General features: G+C 71.6%; 21 protein-coding genes. 11 read left to right on the top strand and 10 right to left on the bottom strand.

Going from position 1 to position 22,322, the window contains the following annotated elements; genetic code table 11:
* Positions 1-26 precede the first annotated feature (26 nt).
* Positions 27-3,557, bottom strand: a complete 3,531-nt coding sequence (gene dnaE / locus ACWER9_RS16260; protein WP_452302584.1) for a DNA polymerase III subunit alpha — start codon at positions 3,555-3,557, stop codon at positions 27-29.
* A gap of 148 nt (positions 3,558-3,705) precedes the next feature.
* Between dnaE and ACWER9_RS16255 the strand changes: the two genes are divergently transcribed.
* The 3 genes from ACWER9_RS16255 to ACWER9_RS16245 all read left to right on the top strand — a co-directional run bounded on the left by ACWER9_RS16255 (position 3,706) and on the right by ACWER9_RS16245 (position 5,568).
* Positions 3,706-4,326, top strand: coding sequence for an L-threonylcarbamoyladenylate synthase (locus tag ACWER9_RS16255; RefSeq protein ID WP_452302583.1), 621 nt, complete (start codon positions 3,706-3,708; stop codon positions 4,324-4,326).
* Between the two features lie 98 nt (positions 4,327-4,424).
* Complete coding sequence (locus ACWER9_RS16250) at positions 4,425-4,970, top strand: RNA polymerase sigma factor (RefSeq protein ID WP_452302582.1); 546 nt, start codon at positions 4,425-4,427, stop codon at positions 4,968-4,970.
* Between the two features lie 43 nt (positions 4,971-5,013).
* Positions 5,014-5,568: a hypothetical protein gene (locus ACWER9_RS16245; RefSeq protein WP_452302581.1), complete on the top strand. Its 555-nt coding sequence runs from the start codon at positions 5,014-5,016 to the stop codon at positions 5,566-5,568.
* 26 nt (positions 5,569-5,594) lie between these two features.
* Here the strand turns inward: ACWER9_RS16245 and ACWER9_RS16240 are convergent, their stop codons facing one another.
* Positions 5,595-6,770: a low temperature requirement protein A gene (locus ACWER9_RS16240; protein ID WP_452302580.1), complete on the bottom strand. Its 1,176-nt coding sequence runs from the start codon at positions 6,768-6,770 to the stop codon at positions 5,595-5,597.
* A gap of 60 nt (positions 6,771-6,830) precedes the next feature.
* Positions 6,831-8,282 carry a protein kinase domain-containing protein gene (locus tag ACWER9_RS16235; RefSeq protein ID WP_452302579.1) on the bottom strand — a complete coding sequence of 484 codons (1,452 nt, stop codon included), beginning with the start codon at positions 8,280-8,282 and terminating at the stop codon, positions 6,831-6,833.
* Positions 8,283-8,402: 120 nt separating this feature from the next.
* On the opposite strand from ACWER9_RS16235, the gene ACWER9_RS16230 reads away from it, so the two are divergent.
* From ACWER9_RS16230 to ACWER9_RS16200, 7 genes are all read left to right on the top strand, one after another.
* Positions 8,403-8,972, top strand: a complete 570-nt coding sequence (locus tag ACWER9_RS16230) for a hypothetical protein (protein WP_452302578.1) — start codon at positions 8,403-8,405, stop codon at positions 8,970-8,972.
* Positions 8,973-9,088: 116 nt separating this feature from the next.
* Positions 9,089-9,430, top strand: coding sequence for a PadR family transcriptional regulator (locus tag ACWER9_RS16225; RefSeq protein ID WP_452302577.1), 342 nt, complete (start codon positions 9,089-9,091; stop codon positions 9,428-9,430).
* Complete coding sequence (locus tag ACWER9_RS16220) at positions 9,427-10,377, top strand: permease prefix domain 1-containing protein (protein WP_452302576.1); 951 nt, start codon at positions 9,427-9,429, stop codon at positions 10,375-10,377. The genes ACWER9_RS16225 and ACWER9_RS16220 overlap by 4 nt, the downstream gene beginning before the upstream one ends.
* A 122-nt stretch (positions 10,378-10,499) precedes the next feature.
* The gene (locus ACWER9_RS16215) at positions 10,500-11,837 is read left to right on the top strand and encodes a sensor histidine kinase (protein WP_452302575.1); all 1,338 of its coding nucleotides are present in this window, start codon (positions 10,500-10,502) and stop codon (positions 11,835-11,837) included.
* Positions 11,834-12,550, top strand: a complete 717-nt coding sequence (locus ACWER9_RS16210; RefSeq protein WP_452302574.1) for a response regulator — start codon at positions 11,834-11,836, stop codon at positions 12,548-12,550. The genes ACWER9_RS16215 and ACWER9_RS16210 overlap by 4 nt, the downstream gene beginning before the upstream one ends.
* Positions 12,551-12,631: 81 nt before the next feature.
* Positions 12,632-13,525: an ABC transporter ATP-binding protein gene (locus tag ACWER9_RS16205; RefSeq protein WP_452302573.1), complete on the top strand. Its 894-nt coding sequence runs from the start codon at positions 12,632-12,634 to the stop codon at positions 13,523-13,525.
* Positions 13,522-14,583 (top strand): ABC transporter permease, encoded by a 1,062-nt coding sequence (locus tag ACWER9_RS16200; RefSeq protein WP_452302572.1) that lies wholly within the window; start codon positions 13,522-13,524, stop codon positions 14,581-14,583. The genes ACWER9_RS16205 and ACWER9_RS16200 overlap by 4 nt, the downstream gene beginning before the upstream one ends.
* Before the next feature lie 187 nt (positions 14,584-14,770).
* Here the strand turns inward: ACWER9_RS16200 and ACWER9_RS16195 are convergent, their stop codons facing one another.
* The gene (locus ACWER9_RS16195; RefSeq protein ID WP_452302571.1) at positions 14,771-15,799 is read right to left on the bottom strand and encodes a peptidoglycan-binding protein; all 1,029 of its coding nucleotides are present in this window, start codon (positions 15,797-15,799) and stop codon (positions 14,771-14,773) included.
* A 253-nt stretch (positions 15,800-16,052) separates the two neighbouring features.
* Between ACWER9_RS16195 and ACWER9_RS16190 the strand changes: the two genes are divergently transcribed.
* Positions 16,053-17,072 carry a helix-turn-helix domain-containing protein gene (locus tag ACWER9_RS16190; RefSeq protein WP_452302570.1) on the top strand — a complete coding sequence of 340 codons (1,020 nt, stop codon included), beginning with the start codon at positions 16,053-16,055 and terminating at the stop codon, positions 17,070-17,072.
* Positions 17,073-17,095: 23 nt separating this feature from the next.
* Here ACWER9_RS16190 and ACWER9_RS16185 read toward each other — a convergent pair whose 3' ends face one another.
* From ACWER9_RS16185 to ACWER9_RS16160, 6 genes are all read right to left on the bottom strand, one after another.
* Positions 17,096-17,800 carry a DUF402 domain-containing protein gene (locus ACWER9_RS16185; RefSeq protein WP_452302569.1) on the bottom strand — a complete coding sequence of 235 codons (705 nt, stop codon included), beginning with the start codon at positions 17,798-17,800 and terminating at the stop codon, positions 17,096-17,098.
* A gap of 77 nt (positions 17,801-17,877) precedes the next feature.
* Positions 17,878-18,630 carry a YebC/PmpR family DNA-binding transcriptional regulator gene (locus tag ACWER9_RS16180; protein ID WP_357349430.1) on the bottom strand — a complete coding sequence of 251 codons (753 nt, stop codon included), beginning with the start codon at positions 18,628-18,630 and terminating at the stop codon, positions 17,878-17,880.
* A 252-nt stretch (positions 18,631-18,882) separates the two neighbouring features.
* Positions 18,883-19,485, bottom strand: a complete 603-nt coding sequence (gene pdxT / locus ACWER9_RS16175; protein ID WP_452302568.1) for a pyridoxal 5'-phosphate synthase glutaminase subunit PdxT — start codon at positions 19,483-19,485, stop codon at positions 18,883-18,885.
* A gap of 2 nt (positions 19,486-19,487) precedes the next feature.
* Entirely contained in the window at positions 19,488-20,405 is a 918-nt protein-coding gene (pdxS, locus tag ACWER9_RS16170; protein ID WP_452302567.1) for a pyridoxal 5'-phosphate synthase lyase subunit PdxS, read from the bottom strand.
* Between the two features lie 153 nt (positions 20,406-20,558).
* The gene (locus ACWER9_RS16165) at positions 20,559-21,062 is read right to left on the bottom strand and encodes a hypothetical protein (protein WP_112583378.1); all 504 of its coding nucleotides are present in this window, start codon (positions 21,060-21,062) and stop codon (positions 20,559-20,561) included.
* 83 nt (positions 21,063-21,145) lie between these two features.
* On the bottom strand, positions 21,146-22,306 hold the full coding sequence (locus ACWER9_RS16160; protein ID WP_452302566.1) for a glycosyltransferase family 4 protein: 1,161 nt from the start codon (positions 22,304-22,306) through the stop codon (positions 21,146-21,148).
* Positions 22,307-22,322: the final 16 nt, after the last annotated feature.

Here is a 22,322-nt window from a genome sequence, read left to right as displayed (position 1 = left end):
CGCTCGCCGGCCGGACCGGGGCCTGGTCAGCTCACGTTGGCCGGGCCGAGGACGCTCTTCAGGTCACCCATCAGCGCGGTCGTCGCCGCCACCCGGAACGGGCCCAGTCGCAGGGTGGTGGTGCGCCCGCCGTTGAGCAGTTTGACGTGCACCTCGGTGTCGCCGGGGTGCAGCACCAGGGTCTCCTTGAGCTTCTCCATCAACGGTGGCGTGCAGCGGTGCACCGGGATGGTGAGGGTGACCGGCTTGTTGGTGGCGCTGGTGCTGACGTCCGGCATGGACATGTCCATCGCCATGATCCGCGGGGTGTCGTCGCGGCGGTCCACCCGACCCTTGACCACCACGATGGCGTCCTCGGCGATGTACTGCCCGATCACCTCGTAGGTGTTGGGGAAGAACAGCGCCTCCACGCCACCGGCCAGGTCCTCCAGGGTGGCCGACGCCCAGGCCCGGCCCTGCTTGGTGACCCGGCGCTGCACCCCGGACAGGATGCCGGCGAGGGTGACGACCGCCCCGTCGGGCACCGCGCCCTCCTCGGCCAGGGACGCGATAGTGGTGTCGGCCGCCGCGTTGAGGATGTGTTCCAGGCCGAACAGCGGGTGGTCGGAGACGTACAGGCCGAGCATCTCCCGCTCAAAGGCCAGCTTGTCGCGCTTGTCCCACTCACTGTCACCGATGACCGGCATCACCGTGGTGCTGCCGGTGTCGGCGTCACCGAAGCCGGCGCCGAACAGGTCGTACTGGCCCACGGCCTCCTTGCGCTTGACGTCGGCGTACGCGTCGATGGCGTCGGCGTGCACCGCGAGCAGGCCCTTGCGGGGGTGGTCGAGGGAGTCGAACGCGCCCGCCTTGATCAGCGATTCGATCGTCTTCTTGTTGCAGACCACCGCGTCCACCTTGGACAGGAAGTCGTAGAAGTCGCCGTACTCGCCCTTCTCGTCGCGGCACCGCATGATCGAGGCGACCACGTTCGCCCCGACGTTGCGCACGGCGGCGAGGCCGAAGCGGATGTCCTTGCCGACCGGGGTGAACGGCCCGGCCGAGGTGTTCACGTCCGGCGGCAGCACCTGGATGCGCATCCGGCGACACTCGGACAGGTAGAGCGCCATCTTGTCCTTGTCGTCGCCGACGCTTGTCAGCAGCCCGGCCATGTACTCGGCCGGGTAGTGCGCCTTCAGGTACGCGGTCCAGTAGGAGACCAGGCCGTACGCGGCGGAGTGCGCCTTGTTGAAGGCGTACCCGGCGAACGGCACCAGGACGTCCCACACCGCCTGGATCGCCTCGTCGGAGTAGCCGCGCTCGCGGCAGCCGTCCCGGAACGGGATGAACTCCTTGTCGAGGATCTCCTTCTTCTTCTTACCCATGGCCCGGCGCAGCAGGTCCGCCTGACCGAGGCTGTAACCGGCGAGGATCTGCGCGGCGCGCTGCACCTGCTCCTGGTAGACGATCAGCCCGTGGGTCGGGGCGAGGATCTCCCGCAGCGGCTCCTCCAGCTCCGGGTGGATCGGGGTGATCTCCTGGAGGCCGTTCTTGCGCAGCGCGTAGTTGGTATGCGAGTCGACGCCCATCGGGCCCGGTCGGTACAGGGCCAGGACGGCGGAGATGTCCTCGAAGTTGTCCGGCTTCATCAACCGCAGCAGGGACCGCATCGGCCCGCCGTCGAGCTGGAACACGCCGAGGGTGTCGCCCCGGGCCAGCAGGTCGTACGCGGCCTTGTCGTCGAGCGGCAGGGCCAACAGGTCGAGCTTCAGGCCGTGGTTCAGCTCGATGTTCTTGACCGCGTCGTCGATGATCGTCAGGTTGCGCAGGCCGAGGAAGTCCATCTTCAACAGCCCGAGCGACTCGCAGGTCGGGTAGTCGAACTGCGTGATGATCGCGCCGTCGGCGTCGCGGCGCATCAACGGGATGTGCTCGATGATCGGCTCGGCGGACATGATGACGCCGGCGGCGTGCACACCTGTCTGCCGGATCAGCCCCTCGATGCCCTTGGCCGTGTCGATCACCTTGCGGACGTCCGGGTCGGAGTCGTACAGGCCGCGGATCTCGCCCGCCTCGGCGTAGCGGGGGTGCTTGTTGTCGAAGATGCCGGTGAGCGGGATGTCCTTACCCATCACCGCCGGTGGCATCGCCTTGGTGATCCGGTCGCCGACCGCGTACGGGAAGCCGAGGACCCGGGCCGAGTCCTTGATCGCGGCCTTCGCCTTGATCGTGCCGAAGGTGGCGATCTGGGCGACCTTGTCGTCGCCCCACTTGTCGGTGACGTACTTGATCACTTCGCCGCGCCGACGCTCGTCGAAGTCGATGTCGACATCCGGCATCGAGACCCGCTCGGGGTTGAGGAACCGCTCGAAGATGAGGCCGTGCTGGATCGGGTCCAGGTCGGTGATGCCCAGCGCGTACGCGACGAGCGAGCCGGCGGCCGAGCCACGGCCCGGGCCCACCGCGATGCCCTGGTTCTTCGCCCACTGGATGAAGTCGGCGACCACCAGGAAGTAGGACGGGAAGCCCATCTGGTTGATCACGCCGAGTTCGTACTCCGCCTGGACGACGTGCCCCTCGGGGATGCCGTTCGGATAGCGGCGGCCCAGGCCGGCGAAGGTCTCCTTGCGGAACCAGGACTCCTCGGTCTCGCCCCCGGGCACCGGGAAGCGCGGCATCAGGTTGTGGAACTCGAACATGCCCTTCGGGTCGACCTTCTCGGCGACCAGCAGGGTGTTGCGGCAGCCCTCCTGCCACAGGTCCGACGAGTCCACCGCGCGCATCTGGTCGGCGCTCTTGATGAAGTAGCCGCCGCCCTCGAACCGGAACCGGTTGGGGTCGTCGATGTTGCTGCCGGTCTGCACGCAGAGCAGCACGTCGTGGGCGGTGGCCTGCGCCTCGTGGGTGTAGTGGGAGTCGTTGGTGACCACCGGCGGGATGTCCAGCTTGCGGGCGATCTCGGTGAGCCCCTCACGGACCCGGCTCTCGATGGAGAGGCCGTGATCCATGATCTCCAGGAAGTAGTTGTCCTTGCCGAAGATGTCCTGGTAGCTGGCGGCGACCTTGAGGGCCTCGTCGAACTGGCCCAGCCGCAGTCGGGTCTGGACCGCGCCGGAGGGGCAGCCGGTGGTGGCCATGATCCCCTCGGCGTGCTCGGCGATCAGCTCCATGTCCATCCGGGGCCACTTGACGTAGTGCCCCTCCATCGAGGCGCGCGAGTTGAGGGTGAAGAGGTTCTTCAGGCCCTGCGCGTTCTTCGCCCACATGGTCTTGTGGGTGATCGCGCCGTTACCGGAGATGTCGTCGCTCTTCTGCTCCGGGCGACCCCACTTGACCCGCGCCTTGTGATAGCGCGACTCCGGCGCCACGTACGCCTCGACGCCCAGGATCGGGGTGATCCCGGCGGCCATCGCCTGGTTGTAGAAGTCGTTCGCGCCGTGCATGTTGCCGTGGTCGGTGATCGCCACCGCGGACATGCCCAGCCGGTTGGCCTCGGCGAACAGGTCCTTCAGTCGGGCCGCTCCGTCGAGCATCGAGTACTCGGTGTGCACGTGCAGATGCGCGAACGAATCAGCCATGCGTGGCGCCCCCCGGCGGTGTGGATCTTGTTGGTCGGAGCCGACCGGGACCTACCCTACCGAGGTGATCTCGGCGGCTCCACCGTCCGCGCCGACAGCCGTGGCCCTCGTCTCCCACCCGGTCGCGGATGCGCCTAGGCTCCCGAGGATGGCGAGGTACTACGACGTGCACCCGGACAACCCCCAGCCCCGGGTCATCGGGCAGGTCGCCGACCTGATCCGCACCGGCGGGCTGGTCGCCTACCCGACGGACTCCTGCTACGCGCTCGGCACCGGGCTGGGCAACCAGGAGGGGCTGGACCGGATCCGACAGATCCGGCACCTCGACGACCGGCACCACTTCACACTTGTCTGCCACGACTTCGCGCAGCTCGGTCAGTTCGTCCAGATCAGCAACGCCGTCTTCCGCCTGGTGAAGGCGTCCACCCCGGGCAGCTACACCTTCATCCTGCCGGCCACCCGGGAGGTGCCCCGCCGGATGCTGCACCCGAAGAAGCGGACTGTCGGCGTGCGGGTGCCCCGGCACACCGTCACCCAGGCGCTGCTTGCCGAGTTGGCCGAGCCGCTGGTCTCCAGCACCCTGGTCCTGCCCGGCGACGAGGAGCCGATGACCGAGGGCTGGGAGATCAAGGAACGGCTCGACCACCAGCTCGACGCGGTGCTCGACGCCGGCGAGTGCGGCAGGGAGCCGACGACAGTGATCGACCTGTCCGGGGCCGAGCCGGAGATCCTGCGCCGGGGCGCCGGGGACGTGTCCCGCTTCGAGTAGGGCGCCGGTCCGGGTCGGGTGCCGGACGTTACGGGGCCGCCGCGGGGTCGCCGGTCGTACGCTCAGGAATCGGCACCGGCGAGCATTGGACACCCGGCATGCCCGACGCTGACGACATCGACGCCCTGGCCCGGTCCGCCGCGCACGGCGACCCGGCCGCGCTCGACGCCCTGCTGATCGCGGTGCGCCCGGAGGTGCTGCGGTTGTGCGCCCGGTTCCTGCCCAGCCGGGAGGACGCCGAGGAAGCCTGCCAGGACACGCTGCTGGCGGTGGCCGGCGGGATCACCCGGTTCGAGGGGCGTTCCTCGTTCCGCACCTGGCTGCACCGGTTGGCCGCCAACCGGGCCCGCTCCACGTACCGCACGCTGCGCCGCCGCTGCCGGCTGGAGGCCGGCGGCGTACCGGTGCCCGACCAGGCCGACCCGCGACGGACGAGCGTGGTCGCCGGCACCCGACTCGACCTGCTCGACGCCTTCGACGCGGTCCACCCCGACCTCGCCGAGGTGGTCGCCCTGCGTGACGTCCTGGGGCTGAGCTACCCCGAGATCGCCGCTCTGCTCGACGTGCCGGTGGGCACCGTGAAGTCCCGGTTGCACCTGGCCCGGCGGCAGGTCCGACAACGGCTCGGCGCCGGGCCGGGCTGAGTCAGCGCCGGCGGTGGCATCGACGATCGAGGAAGGAGGTCGGGTGGTTCCGCTCCGCCGGGCCGTCGGCCGCGTCGTCACCGCTCTCGCGGCCGCCGCGGCGGTCACCGCCTGCGGCAGCGACGCGGTCTCGCCGCTGCCCGTACAGCCGCTCGGGCCGTCGGCGTCGGCGTCGGTGCTGCCGTCGCCGCCCACGCCGTCGGTGACGCCGGGCACCAGCCGGTCGCCAACCCGGCCGCCGTCGGCCGCCGGACGGCCCGTGCCGGCGCCGCCCGCACCGACCAGGACCCGGGGTACGCCCCAGCGCCCGACCTCGCCACCGACGACGCCGACAAGCAGTTGTCAGGGCGCGGTCCGCTACGACCTGCCGGTGGCCGACACCGAACTCGAACTGCTGCGGTCGCTCTGCTTCGCCACCGGCGCGGTGCTGCGGATCCAGGGCATCGGGCCCGGTCTGGTCACCGTCGACCGGCCGGAGCTGGTCTCGCAGCACTACGAGGCCGGGGTGGTGGACATCCGGTTCGTCCGAACCGGCACCGTCGCCGTCACGATCCCCAAGGACGACCGCGCGTACACCATCACCGTGGTGGTCCGTTAGACCGTCGGTACCCGGGCGGGCCGGGGTCAGGGTGCCGTCGGCGCGGGAACGGATCGGCGCCGCATGCGGAGCAGTTCGCCGAGCGCCACACCGAGGAGCACCAGGGCGGCCGCGACGCCAAGTGCCAGACCGGGCAGGTGCGCGGCGAGCGGCGCGAGGGCGATCGTCGCCGCCACGCCGAGGACGTGGGACAGCGGCACCCGTCCGTAGACCTCGTGCTCCAGGACCGCCCGACCGCAGAGGAAGAGCCCGGTGCCACCCAGGATGAGCGCCGTCATGACGCTGCCGGGGCGTTCCCCGGGCTCCGCGATGATCCGCTCGACGCCGGCAGCCGTGCCGACCACACCGGCAAGCATCAACCAGTGGGCGTACGGGTTGGTCTGCACCAGCCGGGCCTGGTGCGGTGACGCCTCGATGGCGGCGCGCAGAGATGCCCCCGCTCCTCCGGCGTAACTCCACCAGAGCACCACGGCCGTCAGGAACGCGGTGCCGAAAGCGGCTATCCGGTCCGGGGTGAAGGGCGCGTGGCTCAGGCTGAGGACACTGACCAGGATGAGTTCACCGAGGGCGAGGGTGTAGATCTGCTGGTACCGCTCGGCGAGGTGTTCCGGCGTCACCCGGTACTGCGGGAGAGCCGCCCGACCGGGGACGGGGAAGCGGAACCCGAACCCGATGTAGTCCACGGCCAACGCGGCGAACCAGACACCGAGCCTCCACCCGGGGTCGGTCAGCAGACCGCCGACCACCCAGAGCGCCCCCGCGCTGAGGGACCAGGGCAGGGCACGGATGGAGCGTGCCTGTCCCTGCCGGCCGCGTTGTGAGCGGATGAGCACCAGCCCCCGGCCCAGGTTGATCGCGGCCCAGGCCCCACCGAAGACCAGTCCGTGGTCACGGAACGCCGTCGGCAGCGCGGCGGACATCAGCATGACACCGAACATGATGCCGAGGATCAGGTACGGAATCGGCCGCTTCCGAGGGCTGTAGGTGTCGGTGATCAGCGTCGTGGTCACCCACGCCGCCCAGAGCGTCGACAGGACGAGCAGCGCCTGGCCGAGGCCCATCCAGCTCTGCTCGGCCGCCATCTTCTGCGAGACCAGAGTCAGGCTCGCGATGAAGGCGAGATCGAAGAACAGCTCCAGCAGGTCCGCACGCTGCGGCCCACCCTGCACCGGGGTCGGCGGCCGACGCGGGTCGTCCGTCACGCTCACAGCCTCACACCCGCAGACACGCCATCGAGGCCTTTTCCCGCAGCGGACCGCCGGTCACCGCACCCGCACTCCGGCGAGCAGGGTGTCCACGAACTCGGTGGCGGTGTCCGGCGGCGGCGTGATCTGCGCGTACAGCAGGGCGGCCCGGCCGGGATGCAGGGCGGCCGACTCGACGATGCGCGGGCGGCCCTGGTCGCAGCGGTACGCGACCACCGTCCACTCCACGCCCGCCTGGCGGGTGGTGCGGGCCGGTGCGGGCGTGCAGTCGCCGTGCGTGCGCTCGGCCAGGAACCCGGTGGGCGTGGCCCGGGCGGCCGTGCTTGCGGAGAGGCCCACGAACGCGCCGGGCAGTCTCGGGTCGGCGGCCCAGCGGCGGGGTTGCGGCGACATCACCAGCGCTGGCTCCGGTTCGCCGTCGGCACCGTACTGACCGGCCCAGGTGGCGCCCGCGGCGGACCAGCCGGCCGGCAGCACCACGGTCAGCGGCCCGGTCGTGTACGTGCCGCCGACCTGCCGGGCCGGCCCGGTGCCGCCCGGTTCGGCGCCCACCGCGGTCATGACGGCGGCGACGGCCACGACCGTTGCTGCGGCCCGCCGGATTCGGTGCGGGCGGCTCGGCCGAGGTGACGGCTCTCGCCACGCCGAACCGGCCGGCGCGGCCAACCCCGCTGAACCGCTCGCGGCCGGCCGTCGCGCCGGGGTGCTCGCGCGGGTCAACGCGGCGTGCAGGGTCGCGGCGTCGGGGTAGCGGTCGGCCGGGTGGTGGGCGGTGGCCCGGACGAGCACCGCCGCGACCCCCGACGGCACGCCGGTGCGGAGTCGGAGCTCCACCGGGTGCCGACGCGGGTCCGGCCGGGCCGGGCTCGCGTTCGACGTGTCGGCGGCGAGCAGTCGGATGCCGAGCCGGCCCAGCCCGTACACGTCGGCGCGCGTGTCGACCACCGCCCCCGGGTCGTCCTGCTCGGGGGCCATGTAGCCCGGGGTGCCGGCCCGGGCGGTCAGCCCGGAGGCGGCGGCGAGCGCCTTGGCGAGGCCGAGGTCGGCGATCAGCACCTGTTCGGCGCCGTCGGGCCCGGTGCAGCGGAACAGGATGTTGCCCGGGGTGAGGTCACGGTGCACGATCCCGTGCCGGTGCAGCACGGCGACCCCGGCGCAGACCTCGCCGAGCAGCCGCAACGCCGCCGGTCCGGGGATCTCGCCGATGGCCAGGCGGTCGCGCAGGCTGCCCCCGTTCGCCCAGGCCAGGACCGCGTACGGACGGCCGTCCGGCAGCTCACCGACGGCGTGCACCCGGATCAGCCGCTCGTGCTCCAGTCGGCGCAGCAACCGGGCCTCGTCCAGGAAGCGTTCCCGAACCCGCAGGTCGTGGCTCCAGTTCTCGGCCAGCACCTTGATCGCCACGTGCGCGTCGAGCGCCGGGTCGTAGCCCAGCCAGACCGTCGCGAACGAACCGACGCCGAGCAGTCGCTCGATGGCGTAGGACCCGATCCGCAGTGGAGCCGTCACCGTGTCACCTCCGGCGGGCGTCTCCCTGCACGGTAGACCGGGCCGAGCCGGACGGTGACGAACCGTTGGCCCCGACGCGGTGACTAACAGGGCAGGAGTCCCATCACCGAAGGAGCCACCATGAACCGTCCCACGACCCTTCTCACCACCGCCGCGCTGGCGCTCGGCACGCTCGTCCCGGTGACCGTCGCCGGTTCTCCGGCGGCAGCAGCGCCCCCGGCCGACGCCACCGCCGTCGGGCACACCCACCCGCAGGTGCTCGGCGTCGCCGGCGCCGGGGTGTACCGGATCGGCGCCAGCCTGGCGGCGCTCACCACGAACGGGCACATCGACTGGACCGCACCGGCCTGCGGCGGGGTGGTGCACGCGGGCGCGACCGGCGCCTGGGCCGGTGTGCTCCTGCTGGCCTTCCAGAACGGGCGGCTGGTGGAGGTCGGTACGGCCACCGCCCCGCCGCAGTCCCCCGCCGGCGCCACCGTCGGCATGTCCTTCGCCGAGTTGGAGGCGATCTACGGCCGGCGGGGATCGTTGATCCGCAACGACGCGGGGGGCGCCGAGGCGTACCTGGTCCGGGTCGGTTCGCGGGTGGAGCTGTTCACCGGGCACCCGATCCGGCCGGGCGTGGGCTACTTCCAGGTCGGCCCGGCCAGCTTCGTCGAGCGGAACTTCCGGCAGGGCGGGTCCTGCTGACTCTTCCCAGGTGCGGGGCGTCCGGTGTCGACCGGGCGCCCCGTTCGTGGTACCCGCAGCCGACACAATGACATCGGCGTAGACAACAGTGTGTGCCACACAGTATGGTGTGACACATGGTTAGCGAGGACGTTCTACGGACGCACCTTCAGGAGTTGCGTCGAGGCACCGTCGTGGTGGCCAGCCTGGTCGCGCTGCGCCGACCGGACTACGGCTACGCACTGCTGCAACGGCTCACCGACCACGGCTTTCCGGTGGACGCCAACACGCTCTACCCGCTGCTGCGCCGCCTGGAGGACCAGGGGCTGCTGACCAGCGAGTGGAACACCGAAGAGAGCCGACCGCGCAAGTTCTACCGGACCAGCGAGGAGGGCGAGTCGATGCTGAGCCGGCTCCTGGACGACCTCGCCGCCGTGCAGACCTCCATCACCGGCCTGATCCAAGGAGTGGACCGATGAACACCCTTACCGACCGCTACCTCGCCGCCACCCTGCGCTCGGTGCCCACCCAGCGCCGCGAGGAGATCGCCACCGAGCTGCGCGCCTCCATCGACGACATGATCGAGGGCCGGACCGATGGCGGGCAGGACGCCACCACCGCCGAGCGGGAGGTGCTGACCGAGCTGGGCAACCCCGACGTGCTGGCCGCCCGGTACGCCGACCGCCGGCTGCAACTCATCGGCCCGACCTACTACCTGCTCTGGCTGCGACTGCTGAAGCTGCTGCTCAGCTTCATCCCGGCGCTCGTCGGCACCATCTTCGCAGTGGTCCAGGTGGTGGCGGAAGGAAAGGGTTTCGGCGCCATCGGGCCCGGCCTCGTGGTGGCCATGCAGGTGGCCGTGCAGATCACCTTCTGGCTCACGCTGACCTTCGCCATCATCGAGCGCACCCAGACGGCCGTGGACCTGCCGGAGTGGACGGTCGACCAGCTGCCCGACGCACCGGTGCGACGAGGCATCCCCCTCGCCGACACCATCGCCTCAGTCGTCATGCTGGTGGTGACAATCGGATACCTGCCGTTGCAGCAGTTCCAGTCCTGGGTGCGCGACACCAACGGCGAGAACATTCCGATCCTCGACCCGGCACTGTGGTCGTTCTGGCTGCCGGCGCTGATCGTCGTGCTCGTCGCCAGCGCGATCTTCGAGCTCGTCAAGTACCGGATCGGACGCTGGACCTGGGCCCTGTTCGGCGTCAAAGCGCTCCTCAACCTCGCGTTCTCGGTGCCGCTGATCTGGCTGGCGCTCTCCGACCGGTTGCTCAACCCGGCCCTGGCCGAGCGTTTCAGCTGGCTGGCGGACGCGGAGAACCGCGACGTCCTCGCATCGATCATCGCGGTGACCACGGCCGTGATCATGGTCTGGGATCTGATCGACACCGCGATGAAGACGCGCCGCCAGACGGCATGAACGACGTCTCACCCGGCGGCCCGGCGCGTACCCCGCGCCGGGCCGGCGCCCGTCGCCACGACCGGGCCTGCACCAACCCGCCCGGTCGACGGGCCTGTCGAGCGGCGTGGCATCGTGCCTGGATGAGCGTGGCAGCGCGAGAGGAGTGGGCCCGACCGGGTCCGACGGCGGAACAGCGCCGAAACGACCTCTGGATCGGCCTGGGGATGACGGCGCTGGCGTTGGTCAGCCTGACCCTGGCCCGCAGCACCGGAGCGTTCCTGCTGGGCCCGCCGCCGTCCGGGCCGGAGCAACTGTTCTGGACCGTCGCCGTGACCGTGCCGCTGATCTGGCGACGACGCCTGCCCACAGTGACCCTGCTCGTCGTCGCGGTGGCGTTCATCGGCGCGCAGGCGCGCTCGGCGCCGGAGACCCAGTTCTCCGCCTGGGCCCTGTTCTGCGCCCTCTACACCGTCGGCGCCTGGGGGCGGGACCGCCACCTGGCCCGCCGGCTGCGCATCGGCGTGATCGCCACGATGTTCGCCTGGCTCGGTGTCTACTACGCGGTGATGATCGACCACATTCCGGCGGACTCCTTCGCCGACGCGGTGGGACCGGTGCCCCCGGTGCTCGCCGCGATGGTCACCGGCGTGCTGCTCAACGTGCTGGTCTTCGGTTTCGCGTACTTCTTCGGTGAGACCGCCTGGGTGGCCGCCCACCGCGAGCACGAACTGCGCGCCCAGGCCGAGGACCTGCGCCGGTCGCAGGCCGAGGCCCGGGAACGGGCGGTGCTCGGCGAACGCGTCCGGATCGCCCGGGAGCTGCACGACGTGGTCGCCCACCACGTCTCGGTCATGGGTGTGCAGGCGTCCGCCTGCCGCCGGGTGTTCGACCGCGACCAGGGCTTGGCCCGCACCGCACTGACCGCCATCGAACAGAGCGCCCGCACCGCCGTCGACGAGCTGCGCCGGATGCTCGGCGTACTGCGGACCACCGCCGGCACCGACGCCGCGCCGCCGGCGGCCGGCGGCGTCGAACGGATCGGCGAGCTTGTCGACCGGGCCCGGGCCGCCGGCCTGACGGCGACCCTCGGGGTGTACGGCGACCCCGTCGCGTTACCCGAGTCGGTCTCCCAGGCGGCCTACCGGGTGACGCAGGAAGCGGTGACGAACACCCTGAAGCACGCCGAGGCCGCGCTGCTGGACGTGCGGGTCCGGTACCTGGCCCGGGAGGTGGAGGTCGACGTGACAGACGACGGGCGCGGCGGTGGCCGGGCCGATGCCGTCGGGTTGGGCCTGATCGGCATGCGCGAACGGGTCACCGCCCACGACGGCGAGCTGGAGGCCGGGCCGCGGACCGGCGGCGGCTGGCGGGTCCGCGCCCGCTTCCCCCTCGGGGGTCCGACCGACCGCACGGTCGACCCGCGACGAGAGCCGGTTGACCGGCACCGGGCGGCGGCCGGCGCGGAGTCTCCGGCGTGAGCGCGGCAGCCCCGCACGCACCCGACACCGGCCCGACGGTCCGGGTGCTGCTCGCCGACGACCAGCACCTCGTCCGTACCGGCTTCCGGGTCATCCTGGAGGTGGAGGACGACATCGAGGTGGTCGGTGAGGCCGCCGACGGCGAACGGGCCGTGACCATGACCCGGGCCACCCGCCCCGACGTCGTACTCATGGATGTGGAGATGCCCGGGGTGGACGGCCTGGAGGCCACCCGGCGGATCGTCGCCGACGGCCCCGGGGCCCCCGCGGTGTTGATCCTCACGACCTTCGACCGCGACGACTACCTGTTCGCCGCGCTGCGGGCCGGGGCGAGCGGCTTCCTGCTCAAGAACGGCACACCGGAGGAACTGGTCGAGGCGATCCGGGTGCTGGCCAGGGGCGATGGTCTCCTCGCCCCGGAGATCACCCGCCGGGTGATCTCCACCTTCGCCCGACCCGGCGACCCGGCCGGCACCGCCCACCGGGGCCTGGACGCCGAGGCCGCGCTGGCCGAGCTGACCCCCCGCGAACGGGAGGTGCTGATGCTGCTCGCCGCCGGATCGAGCAACGCGGAGATCGCCGCGACAATCCACCTGGGCGAGGCGACGGTGAAGACGCACGTGAGTCGTGTGCTGGCCAAACTCGGCCTGCGGGACCGGGTGCAGGCGGTGGTGTTCGCATACGAGAACGGGGTGGTCCGGCCCGGCGGGTGACCGGCGTCCACCGCAAGGCGGACCCGTCCGCTCAGCCGCCGGGCGGACGGCGCGGCGACGTACCCGATCTAGCGTGAGCGCGTGACCAGAACGCTTCGCCTCGACGGCGTCGACCGCAGCTTCGGCGACCGTCAGGTGCTCAGGAACGTGTCCTTCGAGGTGTCCGCCGGCCGGATGACCGGGTTCGTGGGCGCCAACGGCGCCGGCAAGACCACCACCATGCGGATCATCCTGGGTGTCCTCGCCCCCGACGCCGGCGAGGTGAGCTGGGGCGGCGCGCCGCTGACCCGGCAGGACCGTCGGCGCTTCGGCTACATGCCGGAGGAGCGGGGGCTCTACCCCAAGATGACAACCCGCGAGCAGGTGACCTACCTGGGCCGGCTGCACGGGTTGGACGCCGCCGCCGCCCGGCGCTCCACCGACGCTCTGCTGGACCGGGTCGGGCTCGGTGAGCGCGGCGACGACCTGCTGGAGACACTGTCACTCGGCAACCAGCAGCGCGCTCAGATCGCCGCCGCGCTGGTGCACGACCCCGAGGTGCTGGTGCTCGACGAACCGTTCTCCGGCCTGGACCCGCTGGCCGTCGAGACCGTCGTGGCCGTGCTGCGGGAACGGGCCGCGGCCGGCGTGCCGGTGCTCTTCTCCAGTCACCAGCTCGACGTCGTGGAGCGCCTCTGCGACGATCTGGTGATCATCGGGGACGGGGTGATCCGGGCCGCCGGCAGCCGGCAGCAGCTGCGCGACTCGTACACCGTGCCCCGGTTCGAACTGGTCGTGGAGCACGACGCCGGCTGGGTACGCGACCACCCCGGGGTGACAGTTGTCGAGTTGGACGGCGCGCGCGTGGTCTTCGACCTGCCGGCCGGCACCGACGAACAGCCCGTGCTGCGGGCGGCCCTGGAGCGCGGCCCGGTCCGCGCCTTCCGCCCGGTCAGCCCCTCGCTCACCGAGATCTTCCGAGAGGTCACCCAGTGAACGCCACCCAGGCCACCCGGCTGGTCGCCGAACGCGAGATCCGGGTCAAGCTCCGCGACCGCACCTTCCTGTTCGGCACGCTGTTCTTCCTACTAATCGCCGCGGCGGGCACCATCCTGCCCCCACTCTTCTCCGGCGGGCCGTCCACAGTGGCGGTGACCGAGAGCATGGCCGCCCCGCTGCGCGCCGCCGGGCTGGAGGTCCGGGTCGTCCCCGACGACCGGGCCGCCGAGCAGGCCGTCCGCGACGACGACGTGGACGCCGCGGTGGTCACCGGACCGGCCGTCCTGGCCATGGACGACGCCCCCGACGACGTGGTGCGGGCGCTGAGCACCCAACCGGCCGTACGCCTGCTCGACCCGGACGCGGTCGACCCGGTGGTGGCGTTCCTGGTGCCGTTCGTCTTCGCGTTCGTCTTCTTCCTCACCTCGCAGACGTTCGGCGTGCAGATCGCGCAGAGCGTCATCGAGGAGAAGCAGACCCGCATCGTGGAGATCCTGGTCGCCGCCGTGCCGGTCCGGGCCCTGCTCGCCGGGAAGGTGGTCGCCGGGGCCATCCTGGCGTTCGCGCAGATCGCCCTGATCGCCGTGGTGGCGGTGATCGGGCTGCAGATCGGCGACAGCGGAGGCCTGCTCACCCTGCTCGCCCCGGCGATCGGCTGGTTCGTGCCGTTCTTCCTCGTCGGTTTCGTGCTGCTCGCCGCCATGTGGGCGGCGGCCGGCGCGCTGGCCAACCGGCAGGAGGACATCGCCGCGGTGTCGACGCCGGTGCAGCTCGCCGTCATGCTGCCGTTCTTCGCGGTGATCTTCCTGAACGACAACGCCACCGCGATGCGGGTGCTGTCCTACCTGCCGTTCTCGTCGCCCACGGCCATGCCGCTGCGACTGTTCACCGGCGACGCGGCCGGGTGGGAGCCGATCGTCTCGCTCGTCATCCTGCTGCTCGCCGCCGGCGCGTTCCTCCTCGCCGGGGCCCGGGTGTACGAGGGGTCGCTCCTGCGCACCAACGGCCGGACCTCGCTGCGTACCGCCTGGCGGGAACGGGAGACGCTCGGCTGAACCGGCGATCGGCCGCCACGCGGGCGTCGGTGTCCCGGTCGGACACCGGCGCCCGCTTGTCGTTCGGCACCGTTCCGCCCACTGTTCGGGGGCGGTGAACAGGCCGAACGCTCCTACGGTGAGCGGGTCCTCACGGCAACGACGTGGTCGTCGCCGGACCCCGGACCGGAAAGGCTCCCGATGCCCGCTACGCCTCGCAGTCCCAGTGGCCGAAGTCGCCGGTACGAGACCAGACCTCGCGCGCCGTCCCGATGTTCCAGGCCGGATCCAACGCGGTCCGGCGGTCGGCGCCGAACCGGGACACCTCCATGTCGCTGAACTGGAACAACCCCCAACGACGTAACCCGTCCCCGACCACCTCGACCCGGTACGGGTCCAGCCCGGACAGACAGCGGGCCACCCGCATCGCCCCGGTCGGATCCTCCGGGAACATCTGCCGCAGGTGCTTGCCGATCCGCTCCCTCGTCCAGGTGGCGGGCACCTTCCGATCGCCCGCCAACTCGTCGAACAACTGCGCGTCAGCGGTGCCACTGACCGGCAGGCCGCCGAACGCCTGGAACACCATCACCCGGCTGGTGGTGTCCGGGCCGAACCAGCCGTCGACCGGCATGGTGAGTCCACCGGCCACCAGGTGCTCCTGGAGGTTCAGCACGCACGGGCCGTACATGCCCTGGCGCAGCACCGCCGGGCAGCCGTCGGTCGGCGAGTTGCCCACCGGAGGGCTGATCAGCGGTCGCAGCGCGCCGGACACCCCGATCATCAGGACGCCGAGCACCGCCACCAGCGCCAGCCGGAGCCAGCGGCGGGCCGGCCAGGGCGCCCCGGGCCGCGGCGGGACCGAGCCGACACTCGGGCCGGTGGTCTCCGGATCGACAGTGGACGGCTCGGCAGAGGTCTCGGCCTGGTCGCTCTCCCCCCTCGCCTGCTCGCCGATGCGGGCCTCGAGGTCGCGCCGTGTCTCCAGCCACCCGTCGACCTCGACCTCCGGCGTACCGCAGGCCGCCAGCAGCGCGACGACGGTGTGCTCCCGGGGCAGTGTCGTCCGCCCCAGCATCGTCGCGAGGGTGCTCGGCGGCAGCCAGTGCCCGGCCGCCGAGGCGCGCTGGGTGATCTCCCGATAGGTCAGGCCGGAACGCCACCGCACGTCCCTGAGCAACGCCACGTACTCCCCCGCCGTGGTCACCTGTGACACCGGACTCCGGGCAGCGTCATCCATCGAGTCTCTCCGCGTCGTCGACATGGTCGAGCCCGGACCGGTGCCGGCGCGAGCCCGTCGGCCGTACAGCGGTCAGCGGCGCGGCCATCGGGAAGTGACGCTAGACAGACCGGTGGGCGGGAACAATGCCCACGTCGCCGCGCTGCGCTGTCCGGGCAGCTCAGGGCGGCCTGTCCGGGTCTTGTCCGACCACCTCGGACAGACGCTGGGACCCGGCTTGCCCGGCCGTCCGCGCTGTCTGGAGAATCGGGCGATGACCACGGGGGAGCTACGCCCGGACGACGCGTCCGACCCGGCCGAGTTCATCGAGTTGCTGCGCGACCTCAAGGAGCGGTCCCGGCTGACATACCGGCAACTGGAGCAGCGCGCCGCAGCCGCCGGTGACGTGTTGGCCCGTAGCACCGCCGCCGACATACTGCGCCGGTCCAGCCTTCCGCGCCCCGAGGTGCTGGCCGCCTTCGTGCGGGCGTGCGGCGCGGAAGACCAGGTCGAGACCTGGCTACGGGCGCGGCACCGTCTCGCGTTGGGCAGCTACCTGCCGACCTCGCCCGGGTCGGAGCACCGGCCCACCGACGGCCCCGCAGCGGGTCCGTCGGTGCCCGAGCCCACCGCCCCGGCACGCTGGTTCGCCCGGCGCACACCGTTGACGCTGCTTGTCGTCGGGGTCCTCCTGGCCGCGGTCGGCGTGGGCGTCTGGATCCAGCGACCGGACGGCGACGAGGGGGCAGGTCAGCTCGCCGGCCCGGGCACCTCGACACCCGCCGCCTCCCCGGCCGCCCCGGAGGCCGACGCCAGCCCGACGATCGCGCCGGACGCGCGCCTGAGCCGGATCCACCCCGCCCGCAGCCCGCAACTCTGCCTCAGTGAGGGGCGTGACCGCACCGGGCAGTACCCGAGCGAGGTGGCGGTCCAACGTCCCTGCGCGGACGCCACCCCACCGGACACCTACCTGGAGCCGGCGGCCGGCGGCCTGTACTTCATCAAGTGGAATCACCCGGCGCACGGGCCGGGCTGCCTCACCATCCGCGACGACGACCCCGGTCGGAACCTGCTCGAACCCGTCACGAAGTGCAGCGACAGCAACTCCGCGCAGCTGTTCCGCTTCGAACCGACCGCGTCCGCACCGACCTCGTACCGGATCAGGCCGAGCGGCACCAACCTGTGCGTCGGGCTCCGCGACGATGACACCGATCCGTCGGCCGAGGCGCATGTCGAGCCGTGCACCGACGGCGCGGACCAGGTGTTCCTGGTCGACCCCCGACCGACCGGCTGACCGGCCGGGCGGGGCGCCGCCGTTCAGCGGGCGGGTGGCACCCGGTCCCAGCCGGCGGGCAACGGGGCCGCCGTCCAGGCGGGGTCGGGCTGCCAGCTGGCCCACGCCGGGTCCCACCAGCGCTCACCGCCATCGAGCAGGGCGGCGATCCGGTCGCCCTCGGCCTGGATGGCGTCGCCCATGCCCGGGTAACGCCCCTCGACGAGGCGCTGGGCGAACATCTCGACGTCCTTCCAGACGTACCTGTCGGCGTCCGCCGCCCACCACAGGTCCAGCTCGTGGTCCAGGGTGTCCACCCCGATCGGCGTACGCCGCACCGGGTCCTGGAGGTTGAAGTACCAGCCGGCGAAGTCGCGCTCGGGCCCCGTCCAGAACACGTCGACCGAGTGCGCCTCACCCGGGCGTTGCAGCATCAGCTTGCCGTGCCCCGACCAGGAGCGGTGCCCGGCGGTCTCCCACGGGTGCCGCCCGCACGGGAAGTCGCCGTTCTCCGGGAAGCCGAACTCGGCCCCCGGCGGGAGGTAGAGGGCGAGCAGGTCGGGTGAGTCCTCGACGCAGATCGTCGGGCAACCGAACCAGACCTCGCCCCGCAGCACCTCCCGCCGTACCACGGTGTCGCCGACCGCGAACCGCTCCACCACGCTGAACCCTTCGTGGGCGTGTTCGGCCCGTGGTGCCGGCCTCGCAGCCGCACCTCGGGAGATCTTGGACAGTTTCCGTTCGCACATGACGGAAACTGTCCAAGATCTCCGTCTCCGGCGGATGCGGGGGCGCGATGACCTCGCGTTGAAGGTGGCCACCGCCCTCAGGCGTCGACGGCCGCCATGACGTCGTCGGAGACGTCGAAGTTGGCGTAGACGTTCTGGACGTCGTCGCAGTCTTCCAGGACGTCGATCAGCTTGAAGATCTTGCGCGCGCCCTCTTCGTCGAGCGGCACGTTGACGCTGGGGATCAGGGAGGACTCGGCCGACTCGTACTCGATGCCGGCATCCTGCAACGCCGTCCGCACCGGGATCAGGTCGGTCGGCTCGGAGACCACCTCGTACGCCTCGCCGATGTCGTTGACCTCTTCGGCGCCGGCGTCCAGGACGGCCATCATCACGTCGTCCTCGCTGGTGCCCTCCTTGGGGACGATCACGACGCCCTTGCGGGAGAACATGTACGACACCGAGCCGGCGTCGGCGAGCGAGCCGCCGTTGCGGGTCAGCGCGGTGCGCACCTCGGTCGCCGCACGGTTGCGGTTGTCGGTGAGGCACTCGATGAGCATGGCCACGCCGCTCGGGCCGTACCCCTCATACATGATCGTCTGCCAGTCGGCGCCACCGGCTTCCAGGCCGGAGCCGCGCTTGACGGCGCGATCGATGTTGTCGTTCGGCACCGAGCTCTTCTTCGCCTTCTGGATCGCGTCGAAGAGCGTCGGGTTGCCGGAGGGGTCACCGCCGCCGGTCCGTGCGGCCACCTCGACGTTCTTGATCAGCTTGGCGAACATCTTGCCGCGCTTGGCGTCGATGACGGCCTTCTTGTGCTTGGTCGTCGCCCACTTTGAGTGGCCGGACATCTTCTACCTCCGTCTGTCATTCCACGCCTGCATCGACTGCCGCACCGATGACGCGCCGCATCGGGCGGTCCGGCGGCCGGTCGGCTCCGCGGGAATTGCCGCGCTGGGCGACGGCCCTGCCGAACCGCGGCAATCTTACCGAGGTCACACCCGGGCGTGTCACATCCGGCACCCGCCGGGGTGCCGCCGGTGACCCGCAGGACAACCACCAGGGGCCGGAGAACATGCCCGGCGGTCGGGCGGCGGGGCCGCTCAGGCGGCGCGGACCAGATCCACGAAGTACGCGTGCACCCGCAGGTCACCGGTCAACTCCGGGTGGAACGAGGTGGCCACGAGGTTGCCCTGTCGGACCGCGACGATCCGGTCGGCTGCCGGGCCACCGGTCACCGTGCCGATGACCTGGACACCGGTGCCGACCCGTTCGACCCAGGGCGCGCGGATGAACACCGCGTGGAACGGCTCCCCCGGCACCCCGGTGATCTCCACCGGCGCCTCGAACGAGTCGACCTGCCGGCCGAACGCGTTGCGCCGGACGGTCATGTCGATGCCGGCGAAACCCCGCTGGTCGGGTCTGCCGTCGAGCACCTCGGTCGCCAACATGATCATGCCGGCGCAGGAGCCGTAGATCGGCATGCCGTCGGCGATCCGCTTGTCGATCGGCTCGCGCATCTCGAAGATGTCGCTGAGCTTGCTGATGGTGGTGGACTCGCCGCCGGGGATGACCAGGCCGTCGACCGCGTCCAACTCGGCCGGACGACGCACCGGGCGGGCGTCCGCGCCCGCCGCGGCCAGCGCCGCCACGTGCTCGCGCACGTCGCCCTGGAGCGCGAGCACACCGATGGTGGGCGCGCCCATGCCTACCAACCCCGCTCGGCCAGGCGGTGCGGCTGCGGGATCTCGTCGACGTTGATGCCGACCATCGCCTCACCGAGACCCCGGGAGACCTTGGCCAGCACGTCCGGGTCGTCGTGGAAGGTGGTCGCCTTGACGATCGCGGCGGCCCGCTGAGCCGGGTTGCCCGCCTTGAAGATGCCGGACCCGACGAAGACACCCTCCGCGCCGAGCTGCATCATCATCGCCGCGTCGGCCGGAGTCGCGATCCCGCCCGCGGTGAACAGCACCACCGGCAGCTTGCCGCTCTCGGCGACCTCCTTGACCAGCTCGTACGGGGCCTGCAGCTCCTTGGCCGCGACGTACAGCTCGTCGGCCGGCAGCGAGGAGAGCCGGCGGATCTCCTGACGGATCTTCCGCATGTGGGTGGTGGCGTTGGAGACGTCGCCGGTGCCCGCCTCGCCCTTGGAACGGATCATGGCCGCGCCCTCGGTGATCCGTCGCAGCGCCTCGCCCAGGTTCGTCGCGCCACAGACGAAGGGCACGGTGAACGCCCACTTGTCGATGTGGTTCGCGTAGTCGGCCGGGGTCAGCACCTCGGACTCGTCGACGTAGTCCACACCGAGCGACTGGAGGATCTGCGCCTCCACGAAGTGACCGATGCGGGCCTTGGCCATCACCGGGATGGAGACCGCCTCGATGATCCCGTCGATCATGTCGGGGTCGCTCATCCGGGACACCCCGCCCTGCGCGCGGATGTCGGCGGGCACCCGCTCCAGGGCCATCACCGCGACGGCACCGGCGTCCTCGGCGATCTTGGCCTGCTCGGCGTTGACGACATCCATGATCACGCCGCCCTTGAGCATCTCGGCCATGCCACGCTTCACGCGGGCGGTGCCGACGACGGGGGCGCTACCGGTGTTCGAGACGGTGTTTTCGGGCACGGGTCATCGCTCCTTCGACATGCTCTGGGGGGTGGCCAGCGAAAATGCTACGCGCGGTGCAACGCCGTACCGACAGCCAATCAGACCCCCGGTGGCCTGCCCTGTGGCAGCGGTCACCCCGGCCCGTCGGGGAGCGGGCGGCGACCGGCGGGGTCAGGCGGCGGGAACGTCCGCCGGCACGACGAGGGTGGGGTCGTCGATGTCGAAGTAGCGCGGCCACTCCCGACCCCGCCCCATCCGCAACAGGCGCACCAGCGGCCGGCTGCGCGCCGAGCGGGCGTCGCGGACCAGATCGGTGTGCACCTGCCGGGACAGCGCGAGCCGACGACTCGCGGCGATGACCGCCGCGCAGTCCGGGTCACCCGGGTCCAACTGGACGCCGCGCAACTGCCGGGTGAGGTCGTTCTCCGCCGCCTCCCGCTCGTCCGGGCTGGCGTCCAGCGCGATCCGGGCCGCCGCGTACAGCTCGACGCCGAACCGTCGCTCGGCCAGGACCGCGGCCGCCGCCGCGCGGCGCAACAGGTGGGCGTCGAGGGCCCGGGCCGCCAGCTCCGCGCGGCCCTGCAGCCGCTCGACCCGGCCGGCGGTCCAGATGAGGTACGCCGCGACCAGCCCCACGACCACGCTCGCGGCCACCACCCACCACATGTGCGGCATCGTAGTGCTGCTCCGTTTCGTCCGATTGGGCGCGGCCGCACCGGGTCCCGCCGGTCACCTCCGCACCATCCGTCACACCCGGCTCAGCCCAACCCCACCCACTCCTGGTCGATGACCCGCCCGTCGGTTGCCTCGATCGCCGCTGCGTATACCTCCAGAACGCGGCGGGCAACCACCGGCCAGTCGAAATTCGCGACCACCTGATCGCCGCAGGCACTCAGGGCGGCCCGCCCGGCCGGGTCGTCCAGCAGCTCACCCAGCACGTCACGCAGCCCCAGCGGGTCACCGGTGGGGAAGAGCCGACCGGCCCGCCCACCGTCGAGCACCCGCCGAAACGCGTCCAGGTCGCTGGCGACCACAGTCGTACCCGCCGCCAGCGCCTCGGTGAGGATCATGCCGAACGACTCACCGCCGGTGTTCGGTGCGACGTAGAGGTGCACGCTGCGCAGCATGCGCGCCTTGTCCGCTTCGCTGACCAGGCCGAGGAACGTGATCCGGTCGTGCAGTTCGGCGGGAAACTGGTCGTACAGGTCGTCCGGGTCACCCGGGCCGGCGACGAGCAGCCGCAGACCGGGCCGGTTGGCGGCCAGCGCCACGAACGCGTCACGCAGCACCGGGAAGCCCTTGCGCGCCTCGGTGAACCGGCCCAGGAAGCCGAGCGTGCCGCCGGTGCCGTCAGCGCACTCCCCCGGCCAGCCCGGCAACGGCTCGGCGTCGGCGAACTTGGCCACCGCCACCCCGTTGGGGATCTCCACCGCACCGCCGTCCATGTGCTCGACCTGCACCTTGCGGGCCAGCGCGCTCACCGCGATCCGGGCCGTGATCCGCTCCAGGACGATCTGGAGGACCCCCTGCGCGGCGGCGAGGACCCGCGAACGGGTCATCGCGGTGTGGAACGTGGCCACCACCGGGCCACGGGCGGAGAGCACGGCCAGCAACGACAGGCTCAGCGTCAGCGGCTCGTGTACGTGCAGCACGTCGAAGTCGCCGTTGGTGATCCACCGACGGACCCGGGCAGTCGACACCGGGCCGAACGCGATCCGGGCCACCGAACCGTTGTACGGCAGCGGAACGGCCCGACCGGCGGACACCACGTACTCCGGCACCGGGGAATCCTCGTCCGCAGGCGCGAGCACGCTGACCTCGTGGCCCAACGCGATCAGCGCCTCGGCGAGGTCCATGACGTGGTTCTGCACCCCACCGGGCACGTCGAAGGAGTACGGGCACACGATGCCGATCCGCATCCGTCAGCCCACCTCC

The organism is Micromonospora sp. NPDC003944 (assembly GCF_053605225.1).
This window is presented reverse-complemented; position numbering and strand designations above follow the sequence as displayed.